Raw genomic sequence first — 15,606 nt, 5'->3', positions numbered from 1 at the left:
CTTATTTCTTTTCCCCTTGGACTCTCTGTACACCTAATCCGTCAATATATAGGCTTGCAATGCCATAATCATATTGAGAGTTACTTTTCTTTTCCACGAGTAGACCGGCTTGCTTTAGTTCATCGACAAACCTACCGAAATCTGAATGAGATTCTTGAGATGTCTTTTGCCATACTTGCTCTAACTCTGCGCGTTCAAACTGAGATCGTAAGAGCTGCCCGCTGATAACGGCATCCAAAAATGGCTTTAAACGGGGTGATTCGTTTTTCAACGCATTTACGCGCTCATCCGAAGCCTCTTTTAATCCTGCAAGCATGGCTGGGGGGCCAAGTAAACGGTCAGAACCTGTTGAGACCGCCTTAGTGCCCATTTTCTGAAGTCTGGTCTCAAGTTCAGTTTCTCTGGCCTTTTTCAGCAAGATAGCTAATGATCGAGGGTATGTATTGTTAGCCGCGTCAGTCATCCGCGAGTATACCCACCTAGCAGTCGACTGATTTTTGCTTCTTTCCTTCCGCAGGCCCCACAGTGGGGCTAATACTTTATACAAATCCTCATCCGGGGCGCTGTCGATTTCATTCTCAGTTAAGGGAAGCTCTCGATGTGCCAAGGTTCGGTAGAGAGAGGAGCCTCCACTTACCATCCGATATGCAAGACGAAGGAAATCGGAAATTCTCCATTCAAGTAGAAGTGTTCTGTCTGGACCGAAGTGACTCTTATTAGTAAATACAAGACCATTCCATATATCTTCCCGAAGAAAGATTTTGAATCTTATGTTATGCATTCCTTGGTTATTAGAGTCATATGCTAGTCGCAGAAGACCGCCCAGGGCATCTCCTTGCCAAGTGGCATTTTCTAGGATATCCTGATCGAGATCGTCATAAAGAAGCCATAGCTTCCTGCCTTGTTGTTCGAGGCCTTTATTAACATCACGCATTAGGTCACGGCAAAGGCCAATTTTCTCTCTACCTACTAAACCAAGAAGTGCGCTCGTTTGAGCAGTGCGCCATTGGGCATTGTCTTCCCTAGGGAAGTGGGACCGGAGGAAGTCCCGAAGGATACGCATTTCCGACTTAGCTAAAATTGTATCTATGGTCGCAGCACGGCGAGTGTAGATGCGTACAATGGCATAAGCTCTCCATAAGGAAAGCCAGTCTCCACCATCTTTCAGGAGTTCCTTTGCGATATCGCCAAAAACATCTGTTTTAGGACCAAATTGGGCTGAGTTCACTGGGCCATGGCCAGGAAGAATATCAATCCCATCAAGGCGCCCACGTGCCCTTTTGGCGGCATTCTCCTGATGCTCAGCAAAAAGATGAAATAAAGTCGATTTACCAGTTCCTTTTCGGCCACGCACCACCCATCTCGCATCATCTAAAAATCGCTCGAAATCGAGCGTTTTCTGGAAGAATTGATCAAAATCCTTGGCGGCAATACTTTTTGCGTCGCGGTCAGGAAAATTCAAAGATTCAATAATTTTCAGAGCGTCTGCTTGTTGGAGCGATTCCTCAACTCTGTCTTGGGCTTGTGTATCTCGTATAAGATTTGCTATCCGAGCATACCCAGCCATGGCAGATTCAACTGGATATTGATCGGCCGCAGCTAGGTTTGGATTATACAAAATAGGAATTATTTCATCATCGTCTAATTCAAGTTTTGGCAGAATGCGAGAAAGTAGATTTTTCCCTATAATTCCTTCTGGTACTGGAGAAACCAAAATGTGAATAGAAATCCCGACAGTTTGCTCCGTGACTTCCTTGGCGAATTTTATTCCATCGATATTTTGCTCGCTGGGATACATAACAAAGAACGCTTCGTCAGCTAAACGAAGCAGGGAAAGACCACCCCAATCTCCTAAACCCGTTCTAGCGTCAATGAGTACGACATCGGGATCAAGCTCGTTAGCCAACTCTTCCTCGAATAGCGCCCAAGCGTCGTGTGGCTTCGCCAATACATCTTGGTATGATAAGACGTGTAGTCGCTTGACATAGTTCGCTCCCACCGCGCCTGCGGGAATAACGTGAATTTGAGTGCGAAATTCTTTATCTTCAATGGCGTAAGATATGGGAGTTCCTTGATATTCGCTGCTGCCTGAAAGGCACGTCTCAAAGTCTTCCCTGGCATCCTCGTTGAGGGGCCTAATTTGACGCTCCCAAAGATAATCGACCAAGCCTACCTTAATTGTACTTCCCTCGGGGGGAGGGAGTAAAACATGAAGGCCCGGAGCCTCAACATCCATATCAATGACAACAACCCGTTGGCCTGACCGAGCTAGATGAAATGCGGTGTGTACTAACGAAGTGGAGCGACCAACTCCGCCTTTGTAAGAATAAAAAACGATACGCCTGAATTTTCTTGCTTTTAATGTTATATTTTCAAATGTTTTACCGGCCTCAATCATAGCAACAGCCTGTTCCCAGTCCGCAGGCGCAACTATAGGCTCGTTTGGCAACGTAACAGAGCGAGCGGCAGCTTCTGTGGTTGTATACAAATCGACAATTCCAGGCTTGAGTCCGGCGGCTTCAAGTTCTGGCTGTACTTTCGCAAGCCTGGAAGGTCTGTCCAGACCAGAAAACCGATCATCAATAATAGTTAAAATGGCAAAATTCCCCGTACCGACGTCTAGATAGTGGGCACCGGGAAAATTATTATTGAGATAATCACGGAAATGCTTTACGTCGCTCATTTCGTTATCACCTTGTTCTTGTCCAGCCAGGCTTTAACATAATTAAGACTATGCTCCCACTCAGGAAGATTTATGCATTCACCTTCTAGCTCTGAGTACCTTAGTTCAATAAAATCCCCACCTGTAATACCTAAGGGGTATTTTATATTACTTAGATGCGATAAGAATTTCGCATCTGACTTTGCCTTATTGTATAAATCTGGCATTTTCTCTATTGCACTAACTATATCATGAGATGGTCTCTTAACTGGTGTTCCGTGCCCTGGCTCTTTTTTCTTTTTGCTTGGCTCATGCCAGTTATTGATTCCGTGGTACAGTAGAATTAGTGACTTTACTTGGCACTCAACTGCTATTCCGCCAAGATGAACTGCTGCGATTGCCCTTTTTTCCGAGCCGTCCACTAAAACCCTAAAGTCTTTGTATCGTGCATTACTCGCTCCACCATAATCTTCCATATGAAAATACTCCCTTTTGGGTGCGTTTCAAATAGACGGCGATTTATGAGTGTATATTACACAATGCGTAAGCCCAGGTTAATATCTTTACCACGAAGGCATAACAGCAGGCAAATGCTGCTCCTAAACCGTGAAGCTCTCGCCGCAGCCGCAGCGGCCCTTCTCATTCGGGTTGGTGAAGACGAAGCCCGACTGGAACTTGTCTTCCTTGTAGTCCATCTCCGTGCCCAGCAGGAACATGGTGGAGGCAGGGTCGAGCAGCAGGGTGACACCCTTCTCCTCCACCACTTCCTCGAAGGGCTTCTTGGCGTCGGCGTATTCGACGAAATAGCTGAGGCCGGAGCAGCCGCGCGCCTTCACGCCGACGCGCAGTCCCACGGCCGGCGTCTCGCGCTGGGCCATGATCTCCTTGACGCGGGTCGCGGCGGCGTCGGTCAGGCTCATCGCTTTCGGGCGTTCCATGCGGCTCATGATTCTCTCCACACGTCAGAACATATTGAGGGCGACGCGCGCCTCGTCGGACATCAGGCTGGGGTTCCAGGCAGGTTCCCACACCAGGTTCACGGTCACGTCCTTGACCCCATCGACGCTGCCGACGACGCCCTGCACCTGGCCCGGCATCTCGCCCGCCACGGGGCAGCCGGGGGCGGTCAGGGTCATGTCGATCTCGACCTGGCCTTCCGCGTCGATGTCGCAGCGGTAGATCAGGCCCAGCTCATAGATGTTTACTGGGATTTCCGGGTCGTAGACGGTCTTCAGCGCCTCCGTCACGCGGTCCGCCAGAGGGGCGTCCGGGGGCAGCTTGTCCTCATCCGGGATGGTGGCCGGCGCCTGCAGCGTAACATCCGGCGCGATGGGTCGTTCGGCTCCAGACATCTCGCTCACTCCGTCGTCGTCTTCTCATCGCCCTCGAGGGCGGCGTGCATGGTGTGCCAGGCCAGGGTCGCGCACTTCACACGCATGGGGAATTCCCGCACGCCCGACAGCACGTCCAGCTTCTCCACCGCCTCCGGGTCCAGGTGCCCGTGGTCGGTGTGTTCATGGTCGTCCTTGGTGCACATGTCATGGAAGTGGCCAAACAGCGCCTCGGCCTCCGCTTCCGTCTTGCCCTTCAGCGTCTCGGTCATCAGCGAGGCGCTGGCCTGGCTGATGGCGCAGCCGCGGCCGTCGAAATGCGCGTCGTTGACCAGGCCGTCGGGGCCGATGGTCAGGTAGACGTTGATCTTGTCGCCGCACAGCGGGTTCTCGCCCCGGGCCATGCGATTGAAGGCTTCAGGCTTCCCGAAGTTCCGGGGGTGCTTGCCATGGTCCAGGATCACTTCCTGGTACAGGTCGCGCAGATCGTCGAACATCAGTTGAAGAACTCCCTCACCGCGCGCACGGCGTCCACCAGGGCGTCGGCCTCGGCCTCGGTGTTGTACAGGGCGAAGCTGGCGCGCGCCGTGGCGCCCACGCCGAAACGGTCCATCAGCGGCTCGGCGCAGTGCCGGCCCACCCGCACCGCCACGCCGGCCCGGTCCACCAGGGTACCGATGTCGTGCGGGTGCACGCCCTCGATGGTGAAGGACAGGATGGCCGCCTTGGTGGGCGAGGTGCCGATGATGCGCAGGCCCGGGATGGCCTGCAGCTTCTCCGTGGCATAGGCCAGCAGGCGCTGCTCATGGGCGTGGATGGCGCCCATGCCCAGGGCCGTCACATAGTCGATGGCGGCACCGAAGCCGATGCCCTCCACGATGGGCGGCGTGCCGGCCTCGAACCGGTGCGGCACCTCGCGGAAGGTGGTCTCCTCGAAGGTCACCGTCTGGATCATGTCGCCGCCGCCCTGGTAGGGGGGCATGGACTCCAGCAGCTCGGCCTTGCCGTACAGCACGCCGAAGCCGGTAGGCCCGTACAGCTTGTGCCCGGTCATGATGTAGAAGTCGGCGTCGATGGCCTGCACGTCCACCGGCATGTGCACCGCCGCCTGGCTGCCGTCGAATAGCACCTTGGCGCCGGCCGCGTGGGCCATGCGGGCGATCTCCGCCGCCGGCGTCACCGTGCCCAGCACGTTGCTGCCGTGGGTGATGGACACCAGCTTGACCTTGGGGCTTTCCAGCAGCCGGGCCAGCGCGTCCAGGTCCAGCGTGCCGTCGTCCAGCACCGGCGCCACCTTGATGACGATGCCGGTGCGGCTGCGCAGCAGCTGCCAGGGCACGATGTTGGCGTGATGCTCCATCACGCTCAGGATGATCTCGTCACCCGCCTTCAGGTGGGTCCCACCCCAGCTGCTGGCCACCAGGTTGAAGGCCTCGGTGGCGCTGCGGGTGAAAACGATGGTGTCGGGCGAGGGCGCGTTCAGGAACGTGGCCGTCTTGACGCGCGTTGCCTCGTACAGGTTGGTCGCCACCTGGGACAGGTAATGGACGCCGCGATGGACGTTGCTGTAATCGTGCGCCATGAAATTGGCCATGGCGTCGATGACTGCTCGTGGCTTTTGCGCGCTGGCGGCGTTGTCCAGGTAGACCAGCGGCTTGCCCGGACGGCCCGGCTTCTCATGCACCAAGCGCGTCAGGATGGGGAAGTCCTGGCGGACCTTTTCCACATCGTACGGGGCGTTCGTCAGAATCCGGGTGTCCATGAGGTCACTCCCCTAACACCGTAGCGTCGGTGTCGACTGTGATGCCCGTCAGACGGCCGATGCGCTCCTGGATGCGCGCCATGGCATGGCCGCGCAGGCGCTCGTCGCCGATCTCCTCCGCCACCTCGTCCAGGAAGGCGGCGATCAGCAGGGCGCGCGCGGTGTCGGCGGGAATGCCGCGGGCGCGCAGGTAGAACAGCGCCTCCTCATCCAGCTCGCCCGCCGTGGCGCCGTGGCTGCACTTCACGTCGTCGGCGTAGATCTCCAGCTCCGGCTTGGCGTCGATCTCGGCGGTGTCGGACAGCAGCAGGGCGCGGTTCAGCTGGTGGCCGTCCGTCTTCTGCGCGTCCGGCCGCACGATGATCTTGCCCTGGAACACCGCGCGGCCGCGCCCGTCGATGACGCCCTTCACCACCTCGCGGCTGGTGCAGTTGGCGGCGACATGGTCGATCAGGCTGGTGAAGTCGGCATGCCGGCTGCCATCCACGCCATAGGTGCCGGAGACGCGGGTCTGGGCGCCCGAGCCTTCCAGGCGGACCTGGACGTCGGTGCGGGCCAGGCGGCCACCGGTGGTCAGCACGAAGGTCTCGTACGTGGCCGAGGCCGCCACCGTGGCGGTGACGCTGGCAAGGTGCAGGGCGGTCTCCGCCTCTTCCTGGAACTTGGCGTGGCGTAGGATGGCGCCTTCGCCGACGCGCACGCCGCTGACGATGTTGGCGAAGGTGGCGCCGCCACCCCGTGCCACATGGTGCTCGGCCACGGTCACCTCGCCGCCCGCCGCCACGTCGATCAGCAGGCGGGGGTGCCAGGCGCCGTCGGTGGCGGTGGCGATGAAGACGAACTCCACCGGCTGTGCCAGCTTCACGCCCTCACCCACGGTCAGCACCGCACCCTCGGCCAGGAAGGCGCCGTTCAGGCCGACAAGGCCCAGCGCCTGGCCACGGCCGGGGTTGGGGCCGACGCGCAAGCCGGTGTCGGACTTGGGCGCCGGGAACCGGTCCAGCACTTCGGCCGCGTACGCCGGGGAGGCCTCGATCAGGCCGCGCAAGCTGTCCAGGGTCACACCCTGGGGCAGGGTGCCGACGGCGGACAGGGCGGCGTTGAACCGGCCGTCCACGAACACCAGGCGATGCGTCTCGCCCGGCGCCACGCTGGGCAGATCGATGTCGGTGTTGGCGGCCGGTTGCGCGGGCGCCAGGCTGACGCCGGCCAGGTCGCGCAGGTTGGTGTACTTCCAGCCCTCGACCTTGGGCGTGGGAATGCCGTCGGCCAGGAAGCGGGCATAGCCGTCGGCGCGCAGCCGGTCCAGGCCGGCGGCACCGGCGCCGGGCAGGCCGGGGCTCAGGGTTTCGTACAGATCTTTCAGGGTGGCGATGGCGGCCATGGCGCGCGTTCCCCTCAGGCGGCTTCGGGCGAGCCGAATTCGGCGTAGCCCTTGGCTTCCAGCTCCAGCGCCAGCTCCTTGCCGCCGCTGCGCACGATCCGGCCGTAGGCCAGCACGTGCACATGGTCCGGCACGATGTAGCTCAGCAGGCGCTGGTAATGGGTGATGACCAGCATGGAGCGCTCGGGGCTGCGCAGGCTGTTCACGCCGTCGGCCACCAGCTTCAGGGCGTCGATGTCCAGGCCGCTGTCGGTCTCGTCCAGGATGGCGAAGCTGGGCTCCAGCATGGCCATCTGCAGGATGTCGTTGCGCTTCTTCTCACCGCCCGAGAAGCCGACGTTGACGGCGCGCTTGATCATGTCGTCGTTCATGTTCAAGGCCTTGGCCTTGGCGCGGATCAGCTTCAGGAACTGCATGGCGTCCAGCTCGGGCAGGCCCTTGTGCTTGCGCACGGCGTTCAGCGCCGTCTTCAGGAAGGTGGTGTTGGACACGCCGGGGATTTCCACCGGGTACTGGAAGGCCAGGAACACGCCTTCCGCCGCCCGCTCCTCAGCCTCCATGGCCAGCAGGTCCTTGCCCTGGAAGGTCACGGAACCCTCGGTCACCTCATAGCCGTCACGGCCGGACAGCACGTAGGACAGCGTGCTCTTGCCGGAGCCGTTGGGGCCCATGATGGCGTGCACTTCGCCCGGGTTGATGGTCAGGTTGATCCCTTTCAGGATTTCCTTGCCGTCGACGGTGGCGTGCAGGTTCTTGATTTCCAGCATCTTGAAACGTTCCTTGAAACCGAATGTCGTGTGCAGCTTGGGTGGACAGGGGCGGTTGCGGCGCCCTTAGCCCACGCTGCCTTCCAGGCTGATGGCGACCAGCTTCTGCGCCTCGACCGCGAACTCCATGGGCAGCTCCTTCAGGACCTCCCGGCAGAAGCCGTTGACGATCAGGCCCACGGCGTCCTCTTCGGACAGGCCACGGGCGCGGCAGTAGAACAGCTGGTCTTCGCTAATCTTGGCGGTGGTGGCCTCGTGCTCCACCCGGGCGGTGCGGTTGCGACTCTCGATGTAGGGCACCGTGTGGGCCCCGCACTTGTCGCCGATCAGCAGGCTGTCGCACTGGGTGTAGTTCCGTGCACCCTCGGCCTTGGGCAGGATCCGAACCAGGCCGCGGTAGGTGCTCTGCGCCTTGCCGGCGGAGATGCCCTTGGCCACGATGGTCGACCGGGTGTTCTTCCCGATGTGGATCATCTTCGTGCCGGTGTCGGCCTGCTGGTAGTTGTTGGTGATGGCGACGGAGTAGAACTCACCCACCGAATTGTCGCCCTGCAGGATGCAGCTCGGGTACTTCCAGGTGATGGCGGACCCCGTCTCCACCTGCGTCCAGCTGATCTTGGAGTTCTTGCCGCGGCAGGCGCCGCGCTTGGTCACGAAGTTATAGATGCCGCCCTTGCCGTTCTCATCGCCGGGGTACCAGTTCTGGACGGTGGAATACTTGATGGTGGCGTCATCCATGGCCACCAGCTCCACCACGGCGGCGTGCAGCTGGTTCTCGTCGCGCATGGGGGCGGTGCAGCCCTCCAGATAGCTGACGTAGCTGCCCTCATCGGCGATGATCAGCGTTCGCTCGAACTGCCCGGTGTTGGACGCGTTGATGCGGAAGTAGGTCGACAGCTCCATGGGGCAGCGTACGCCCTTGGGGATGTAGACGAAGGACCCGTCGGTGAACACGGCGGAGTTCAGCGTGGCGTAGTAGTTGTCGGAATAGGGCACGACCGAGCCCATGTACTTGCGCACCAGCTCCGGATGCTCGCGGATGGCTTCGGAGATGGAGCAGAAGATGATGCCCTTCTCCTCCAGCTTTTTCTTGAAGGTGGTGGCGACCGACACGCTGTCGAACACGGCGTCCACGGCCACGGCCGGCATCTCGCCCGCACCCTCGACTCCCGCCAGGATGGCCTGCTCCTTCAGCGGGATGCCCAGCTTCTCATAAGTGGCCAGCAACTCGGGATCGACCTCGTCCAGGGACTTGGGCTTGTCCTTGGCGGCCTTCGGGGCGGCGTAATAATGGCTATCCTGGTAGTCGATCTTGGGGAAGTCGACCATGGCCCAGGTCGGCTCCTCCATCGTCAGCCAGTGGCGGTAGGCTTGCAGGCGCCATTCCAGCAGCCACTCCGGCTCCCCCTTCTTGGCGGAGATGAAGCGGACGATGTCCTCGTTCAGGCCCTTGGGCGCCAGGTCGGACTCGATCTCGGTCGTGAAGCCGTACTTGTACTTCTGCTCCGTGACGGCGCGGACCTGTTCGACGGTCTGTTCGGTGGCGGCCATGTTTTCGCTCTTCCTCGAAATCAAATAGCGTCGGCGGTGGCCGACAGTGCCGGCGCCGCCTTGGGCAGGACAGGGTCGGGGAACGACGGCCGGGCCATGTCGGCCAGGCTGACGCTTTCCAGCGCGCCGCGAACGGCGCGGTTCACCCGGTCCCAGTTGCCCCGGCGGGGGCACAGGCTCTCCACCCCGCAGGCCCCGGCCGCCCCCTCGACACAGTCGGTCAGGGCGATGGGGCCGTCGATGGCGGCGATGATCTGGGCGACGTTGATGGCCTCCGGTGCGCGCGCCAGGCGGTATCCGCCGGTGGCACCCCGGTGCGAGGCCATCAGGCCGTCGCGGGCCAGCAGCTTCAGGATCTTGGACACGGTGGGGGCCGGCAGGCCGGTACGCTCCGCGAGCGAGATGGCGGTATGCGGGCCGCCGTCGCCCTGGATCATCGCGGTCATCACCACGACTGCGTAGTCCGTCAATTTGCTCAGCCGGATCACGTGGTTTGAGGTCCTGCGCCTGGGTGAAAATCCGGTCCGGCAATCCGGACCAAATCAGTACCCTTTAAGTAGCCACTCCCCTTTCCATGTCAAGCGAGGATGTTTTGCGGCATATGAACCGCCCGGATGGGCGGGTTGCAGCAATAGCGGGTTCGCTGGCGGAGTACCCCGGAGGCGTAAGGTCAAGGACGCGGCGGGGCGTCTGTTAACCCGGTATGTCCTGGGCGGGCGGCCGCTGCTCTGCGGCATGAGCGATGGGCGTTTGACCTCGTGGGCCCTTAAGCGCAGGCTTCGTTTCAGGAGGCGGGCGGCATAGCCCGCGCTTGAACCGAACGAAACCCCCGGCATGGTGGGACGTCCGGAAACACGGTCGGATCTATCGCGGCAAAGCGGCCGCCCTGGATGCGGTTTCGAGGCTTTTGCCCATCCGACTGAGAAAAAACGGCGGACCAGGATGGATGCCCTCAGGGGCCCAAACCTGATCCGCCGTTTTTAATTCTGAGGGTTTGTTTGTGCGCCCTCAGGCGCCGGGCGCGGGCATCCGCCCGCTTGGCTTCCCCTCCCTTTTCAGTCCGCTACGCTCCCCGAAAAGGTCCGGCGCCCCCCCTTATGTTTAAATCGGGTCGCGGCTTTTCGCTTCGCTCCGTCGGCTCTCAATTTTATTCAACCCAGCTTCAACCCCACATCCCAATAGGGGTTGGGGCCGAAGCGGTCGGCCAGGAAATCGACGAAGACGCGGACCTTGGACGACAGGTGGCGGTTGGCGGGGAAGACGGCGTTGATGGCGCTGCGCGTCACCGCCCATTCCTGCAGGATGGGCACCACCCGGCCCTCCGCCAGGGCCTTGCCGCAGATGAAGGTGGGCAGGGCCACGATGCCCACGCCGGCGCAGGCGGCTTCCAACAGCACGTCGCCGTTGTTGGCACGCAGGCGGGCGTTGACCTTCACCAGGCGGGTGGCGGCATCGGGGTCGTGGTTGCCGCCCCGCGGCGCCCCGGGGGTCAGCGGCGTGACGCGGAACGGCCACAGCGCCCCCTGCGGCAGGTTGGTGTAGATCAAGCAGTCGTGTTGGGCCAGATCCTCCGGCGCGCGGGGCACGCCCCGGCGGGTGAGATAGGCCGGGCTGGCGGCGTGCACCACCCGGGCGGGGCAGATGCGTTTGGCTACCAGCGAGCTGTCCTTCAACTGCCCGATGCGCACCGCCACGTCGTAACCCTCGTCCACCAGGTCGACGAAGCGGTCATTCAGGTCCATCTCCACCTCGATGTCCGGGAAGGCGGACAGGAAGTCGGCGATGGCCGGCCCCAGGTGCTGCATGCCGAAGCTCATGGGGGCGGCAACCTTCAAGACGCCCCGCGGCGCCGCCTGCAGACTGGCGACCGAGCGGTCGGCCTCGTCCACATCGGCCAGGATCTGTTGCACCCGGACCAGATAGGTCTCCCCCGCTTCCGTCAGGCTGATGCGCCGGGTGGTGCGGTTCAGAAGCCGGGCGCCCAGCCGTGCCTCCAGCTCCGTCATGCGCCGGCTGGCCGCGGAACGGGACAGGCCCAGCTTGGCCGCCGCCACGGTGAAGCTGCGGGTCTCCGCCACGCGGGCGAACAGGGCCATGTCATCCAGGCGGTCCATGCGTCGGTCCTTGAAAGCCGGTGCCAGGATTGTTGCAGGGTGCGGAACAATTTTATGCCTAGCCGCCGGATTATCCGCAACGCGGAACACGGCTATGGTTCGTCCATCGCAACGCCGCGCGGTCCGAAACGCACCAGGCGCCCCGGTCCAAACAGCCCGGTTCAACCGATTGATGGAGATGGCAATGGCCAAGGTTCTCGTCCTCTACTACAGCAGCTACGGCCATATCGAGACGATGGCGAAGGCGGTGGCCGAGGGCGCCAAGTCCGTGCCCGGCACCGAGGTGGTGGTGAAGCGCGTGCCGGAACTGGTTCCGGTCGAGGTCGCGCAGAAGGCCGGCATCAAGCTGGACCAGGAGGCCCCCATCGCCACGGTGGATGAGCTGCCGCAGTACGACGCCATCATCTTCGGCACGCCCACCCGCTTCGGTATGATGGCCTCGCAGATGCGCAACTTCCTGGATCAGACGGGCGGCCTCTGGTTCAAGGGCGCCCTGATCGGCAAGGTCGGCAGCGTGTTCGTATCCTCCGCCACCCAGCATGGCGGCCAGGAAAGCACCATCCTGTCCTTCCACACCACGCTGCTGCACCAGGGCATGGTGGTCGTGGGCCTGCCCTACAGCTTCCAGGGCCAGACCGACAATTCCCAGGTGACGGGCGGCAGCCCCTATGGCGCCACCACCATCGCCAACGGCGACGGCTCGCGCCAGCCCAGCGAGAACGAGCTCGCCGGCGCCCGCTTCCAGGGCGCCCACGTGGCGGGTATCGCCGCCAAGCTGGCCGGTTGATCGGTCTGGCTCAGACTGTTTAATTCAACGGCGGGCCGTCCCTTACCGGGGCGGCCCGTTCGCTTTTTCAAGGATCGCTTGCGGTTCCGGCACCGCCGTCTCATATCCTGCCCACCGTCTTGAATGCGAAGGGGATAGGGGAATGCTCACTGCGGATGCCCGGCTGCGGGTGGCGATCGCGGGTATCATCGGCGCGCTGGCGGTGGCGGCCGGCGCCTATGCCGTCCACGGCCTGGCGGCCGTGCGCGACGCCCATGCCGTGGGCCTGTGGCAGACCGCCAGCCAGTATCAACTGATGCATGTCGCAGCCGCCGTGGCCACCACGCTGGGTGGGCATCTGCTCCACCGATCTTTCGCGACCCTGGCCGGCTGGCTGTTCCTGCTGGGCGCGGTCCTTTTCGGCGGCGCGCTCTATGGTCTGGGGTGGTGGGGCCCCAGCGCGCTGGGGGCCGTGGCGCCCCTGGGCGGCTTCAGTTTCATCCTGGGCTGGCTGTTCCTGGCCGCCGCCGCCGTGAAGGCGCCGCGATGAGCGGGGATCGCAGCCTGGACGCCAAGGGTCTGGTCTGCCCCCTGCCGGTCCTGCGAGCGCGCAAGGCCCTGATGGCCATGGCGCCGGGGGATGTCCTGACCCTGCTGGCCACCGACCAGGCCGCCCGGCGCGACGTGCCCGCCTTCTGCCAGTCGGCCGGCCACGCCCTGCTGTCCGCCGATGAGGTGGACGGGGTGCTGACCTTCACGATACGCCGGGCTGGTCCGGCCTGATTTGGATCATTCTTCGGCAGCGGCCGCCGGTAAGGCACTGGCGGCCGGCCGGCCGCATCGGTGATGATGCCGGCTTAATAATAAGCGGGCATGCGAGGAAACGGTCACCATGGCGACGGCGTTGTTCACCCACTGGTCCTGCCTGGAACATGAGACGGGGCCGGGCCATCCGGAAAACCCCGGTCGCCTGTCGGCCGTGCTGCGCGCGCTGGATGCCGAGCGTTTCCAATACCTGGACCGCCGCCAGGCGCCCCGCGCCACGCTGGACCAGGTGGAACGGGTGCACACCCCCGACCTGGTGGCCCGCCTGCAGGCCGCGACCCCCATCACCGGCATCGTGTCGCTGGACGGCGACACCGTCCTGTCCCCCGGCTCGTTCGAGGCGGCGCTGCATGCGGCCGGGGCCGTCTGCGCCGCCGTGGACGCCGTGATGGCGGGGGAGGTGCGCAACGCCTTTTGCGCCATCCGCCCGCCGGGGCACCATGCCGAGCCGGGGCAGTCCATGGGCTTCTGCCTGTTCAACAATGTCGGCATCGGGGCGGAGCATGCGCGCTTTGCCCACGGCCTGCGCCGCGTCGCCATCGTCGATTTCGACGTGCACCACGGCAACGGCAGCCAGACCCTGGCGGAACATGACCCAGACCTGTTCTATGGCTCCACCCATGAATGGCCCCTCTATCCCGGCACTGGGGCCCTGGGCGACCGGGGGGATTACGGCACGGTGGTGAACGTACTGTTGCGCGCGGGTTCCACCGGCGCGGAATTTCGCGCCGGAATGACATCGCGGCTGTTGCCGGCCCTGGACGCTTTCGCTCCGGAACTTATCTTCATTTCCGCCGGTTTCGACGCCCACCGGGCCGACCCGCTGGCCGACCTCGCCTTGGTCGAGGATGATTTCGCCTGGGCGACGGCCGAAATCGGGGCCATCGCCGACCGTCATTGCCGGGGCCGCTTGGTCTCCTCGCTGGAAGGGGGCTATGATCCGACGGCGTTGGCGTCCTGCGTCGCCGCCCATGTGGGCACGCTTATGGAGATTTGAGGGGCGGGACGCCAAGTCCCCGCCCATGATAGGGCAGCCTCCCGGCCAGGATGCTTGCGGCGGGGTGCCGCCCGGTCCTACAGTCGCCTGCCTGTGATTTACGGCGCCGCTGGCGCCGTTGCCGTTTTGCCGTTCCAAGCGTTGATGTGGACACCCTATGACTGAACTGACCCTGCCGGCCGATATCAAGGCCATGAGTTTCGAGGACGCCTTGGGTGAGCTGGAGCGCATCGTGCGCCAGTTGGAGGACGGCAAGGCCAAGCTGGACGACGCCATCGGTTTTTATGAGCGCGGCACCCTGCTGAAGCGCCATTGCGAAGGGAAGCTGCGAGAGGCCCAGGAAAAGGTCGACCGCATCACCCTGGGCGGTGACGGAACGGTGGGCATGGAACCGGCCCGCATCGATTAAGCCCGTACCCTTACGCCCGAGTATGCCCTGATGCCCAGCCTGCCCAAAACCCTTACCGCCGCCATGGCGGACACCGTCGAACAGGTGGAGACCGCCATCGACATCCTGCTGCCCCGCAGCAGCATGGCGGAGGCCAAGCTGTATGAGGCCATGCGCTACGGCTGCCTGGGCGGGGGCAAGCGGCTGCGGCCCTTCCTGGTGATGGAAAGCGCCCGCCTGTTCGGTGTCAGTCCGGCCTGCGCCCTGCGCGTGGCGGCGGCGGTGGAATTCGTCCACTGCTATTCCCTGATCCACGACGATCTGCCGGCCATGGACGACGCCAGCCTGCGGCGCGGCCGGCCCACTGTGCATCGCCAGTTCGACGAGGCCACGGCCATCCTGGCGGGCGATGCCCTGCTGACGGCCGCGTTCGAGGTCATGACCGACCCGGAGACGCATGAGGATCCCCGAGTGCGCTGCGCCCTGGTCTCGGCCCTAGCCAAGGCCTCCGGCCCGCGGGGCATGGTGGGCGGCCAGATGCTGGACCTGATCGCGGAAACCCAGACCCTGGACATCGGCGCTATCACCCGGCTGCAGCGGATGAAGACCGGCGAGCTGATCGCCTTCGCCGCCACGGCCGGCGCCATCCTGGGCCGGGCCTCGCCGCCGCAGTTCCATGCCCTGCAGGCTTACGCCCACGATCTGGGCCTGGCCTTCCAGATCGCCGACGATCTGCTGGACGTGGAAGGGACGGAGGCCGAGACCGGCAAGTCCGTGGGCCGCGACAAGCCGGCGGGCAAGGCGACCTTCGTGTCCATCCTGGGGCTGGAACGGGCCCGCGATCAGGCCGGCCGGCTGGCTGACCAGGCCACGCGGCATCTGGAGATTTTCGAGGGCCGGGCGTCGATGTTGCAGGCGGTGGCGCGCTTCGTTGTGGATCGGCGGTCTTAAAAGAAAAGTTTGATTGGGAGCCGATGAATGGCGACGAAGACCCCGTTGTTGGACCAGTGTCCGACGCCTGAGCGCCTGCGCGCGCTGCGCCCTGAGCAGCTGCGGCAG

The 15,606-nt window shown here is 62.7% G+C and carries 17 protein-coding genes; 6 read left to right on the top strand and 11 right to left on the bottom strand.

All coding sequences use genetic code 11. The features are described 5' to 3' along the window. Position 1: 1 nt before the first annotated feature. The 11 genes from FBZ87_RS24605 to FBZ87_RS24555 all read right to left on the bottom strand — a co-directional run bounded on the left by FBZ87_RS24605 (position 2) and on the right by FBZ87_RS24555 (position 11,571). On the bottom strand, positions 2-2,683 hold the full coding sequence (locus FBZ87_RS24605; protein ID WP_145613244.1) for a tyrosine-protein kinase family protein: 2,682 nt from the start codon (positions 2,681-2,683) through the stop codon (positions 2-4). Further along, the gene (locus tag FBZ87_RS24600; RefSeq protein ID WP_145613243.1) at positions 2,680-3,138 is read right to left on the bottom strand and encodes a hypothetical protein; all 459 of its coding nucleotides are present in this window, start codon (positions 3,136-3,138) and stop codon (positions 2,680-2,682) included. The genes FBZ87_RS24605 and FBZ87_RS24600 overlap by 4 nt, the downstream gene beginning before the upstream one ends. Positions 3,139-3,261: 123 nt before the next feature. Further along, positions 3,262-3,609: a HesB/IscA family protein gene (locus FBZ87_RS24595; RefSeq protein ID WP_044562655.1), complete on the bottom strand. Its 348-nt coding sequence runs from the start codon at positions 3,607-3,609 to the stop codon at positions 3,262-3,264. Between the two features lie 15 nt (positions 3,610-3,624). Then, the gene (locus FBZ87_RS24590) at positions 3,625-4,014 is read right to left on the bottom strand and encodes an SUF system Fe-S cluster assembly protein (RefSeq protein ID WP_040846432.1); all 390 of its coding nucleotides are present in this window, start codon (positions 4,012-4,014) and stop codon (positions 3,625-3,627) included. Between the two features lie 5 nt (positions 4,015-4,019). After that, entirely contained in the window at positions 4,020-4,490 is a 471-nt protein-coding gene (gene sufU / locus FBZ87_RS24585) for a Fe-S cluster assembly sulfur transfer protein SufU (RefSeq protein ID WP_145613242.1), read from the bottom strand. Next, positions 4,490-5,755 (bottom strand): cysteine desulfurase, encoded by a 1,266-nt coding sequence (locus tag FBZ87_RS24580; protein WP_145613241.1) that lies wholly within the window; start codon positions 5,753-5,755, stop codon positions 4,490-4,492. The genes sufU and FBZ87_RS24580 overlap by 1 nt, the downstream gene beginning before the upstream one ends. 4 nt (positions 5,756-5,759) lie before the next feature. Continuing rightward, positions 5,760-7,139, bottom strand: coding sequence for a Fe-S cluster assembly protein SufD (gene sufD / locus FBZ87_RS24575; protein WP_145613240.1), 1,380 nt, complete (start codon positions 7,137-7,139; stop codon positions 5,760-5,762). Between the two features lie 14 nt (positions 7,140-7,153). Next, entirely contained in the window at positions 7,154-7,906 is a 753-nt protein-coding gene (gene sufC, locus FBZ87_RS24570; protein ID WP_145613239.1) for a Fe-S cluster assembly ATPase SufC, read from the bottom strand. Positions 7,907-7,972: 66 nt separating this feature from the next. Beyond that, the gene (gene sufB, locus FBZ87_RS24565; protein ID WP_145613238.1) at positions 7,973-9,457 is read right to left on the bottom strand and encodes a Fe-S cluster assembly protein SufB; all 1,485 of its coding nucleotides are present in this window, start codon (positions 9,455-9,457) and stop codon (positions 7,973-7,975) included. A 20-nt stretch (positions 9,458-9,477) separates the two neighbouring features. After that, the gene (locus FBZ87_RS24560) at positions 9,478-9,945 is read right to left on the bottom strand and encodes an SUF system Fe-S cluster assembly regulator (RefSeq protein ID WP_145613237.1); all 468 of its coding nucleotides are present in this window, start codon (positions 9,943-9,945) and stop codon (positions 9,478-9,480) included. A 663-nt stretch (positions 9,946-10,608) separates the two neighbouring features. Then, on the bottom strand, positions 10,609-11,571 hold the full coding sequence (locus FBZ87_RS24555) for a LysR family transcriptional regulator (protein WP_145613236.1): 963 nt from the start codon (positions 11,569-11,571) through the stop codon (positions 10,609-10,611). Between the two features lie 184 nt (positions 11,572-11,755). Between FBZ87_RS24555 and wrbA the strand changes: the two genes are divergently transcribed. The 6 genes from wrbA (at position 11,756) to FBZ87_RS24525 (ending at position 15,498) form a co-directional block, all read left to right on the top strand. Beyond that, positions 11,756-12,358 carry an NAD(P)H:quinone oxidoreductase gene (gene wrbA, locus FBZ87_RS24550; protein WP_145613235.1) on the top strand — a complete coding sequence of 201 codons (603 nt, stop codon included), beginning with the start codon at positions 11,756-11,758 and terminating at the stop codon, positions 12,356-12,358. Positions 12,359-12,500: 142 nt separating this feature from the next. Continuing rightward, the gene (locus tag FBZ87_RS24545) at positions 12,501-12,887 is read left to right on the top strand and encodes a DUF423 domain-containing protein (RefSeq protein ID WP_145613234.1); all 387 of its coding nucleotides are present in this window, start codon (positions 12,501-12,503) and stop codon (positions 12,885-12,887) included. Continuing rightward, positions 12,884-13,120: a sulfurtransferase TusA family protein gene (locus tag FBZ87_RS24540; protein ID WP_145613233.1), complete on the top strand. Its 237-nt coding sequence runs from the start codon at positions 12,884-12,886 to the stop codon at positions 13,118-13,120. The genes FBZ87_RS24545 and FBZ87_RS24540 overlap by 4 nt, the downstream gene beginning before the upstream one ends. 109 nt (positions 13,121-13,229) lie before the next feature. Then, positions 13,230-14,159, top strand: coding sequence for a histone deacetylase family protein (locus FBZ87_RS24535; protein WP_145613232.1), 930 nt, complete (start codon positions 13,230-13,232; stop codon positions 14,157-14,159). A 157-nt stretch (positions 14,160-14,316) separates the two neighbouring features. Continuing rightward, positions 14,317-14,568 (top strand): exodeoxyribonuclease VII small subunit, encoded by a 252-nt coding sequence (locus tag FBZ87_RS24530; RefSeq protein ID WP_145613231.1) that lies wholly within the window; start codon positions 14,317-14,319, stop codon positions 14,566-14,568. A 30-nt stretch (positions 14,569-14,598) separates the two neighbouring features. Then, on the top strand, positions 14,599-15,498 hold the full coding sequence (locus tag FBZ87_RS24525; RefSeq protein ID WP_145613230.1) for a polyprenyl synthetase family protein: 900 nt from the start codon (positions 14,599-14,601) through the stop codon (positions 15,496-15,498). Positions 15,499-15,606 lie beyond the last annotated feature (108 nt).

Source organism: Nitrospirillum amazonense (assembly GCF_007828035.1).
Lineage (GTDB): Bacteria > Pseudomonadota > Alphaproteobacteria > Azospirillales > Azospirillaceae > Nitrospirillum > Nitrospirillum amazonense.
The sequence above is the reverse complement of the archived record's forward strand: the minus strand, read 5'-3'. Positions and strand labels throughout refer to the sequence as shown.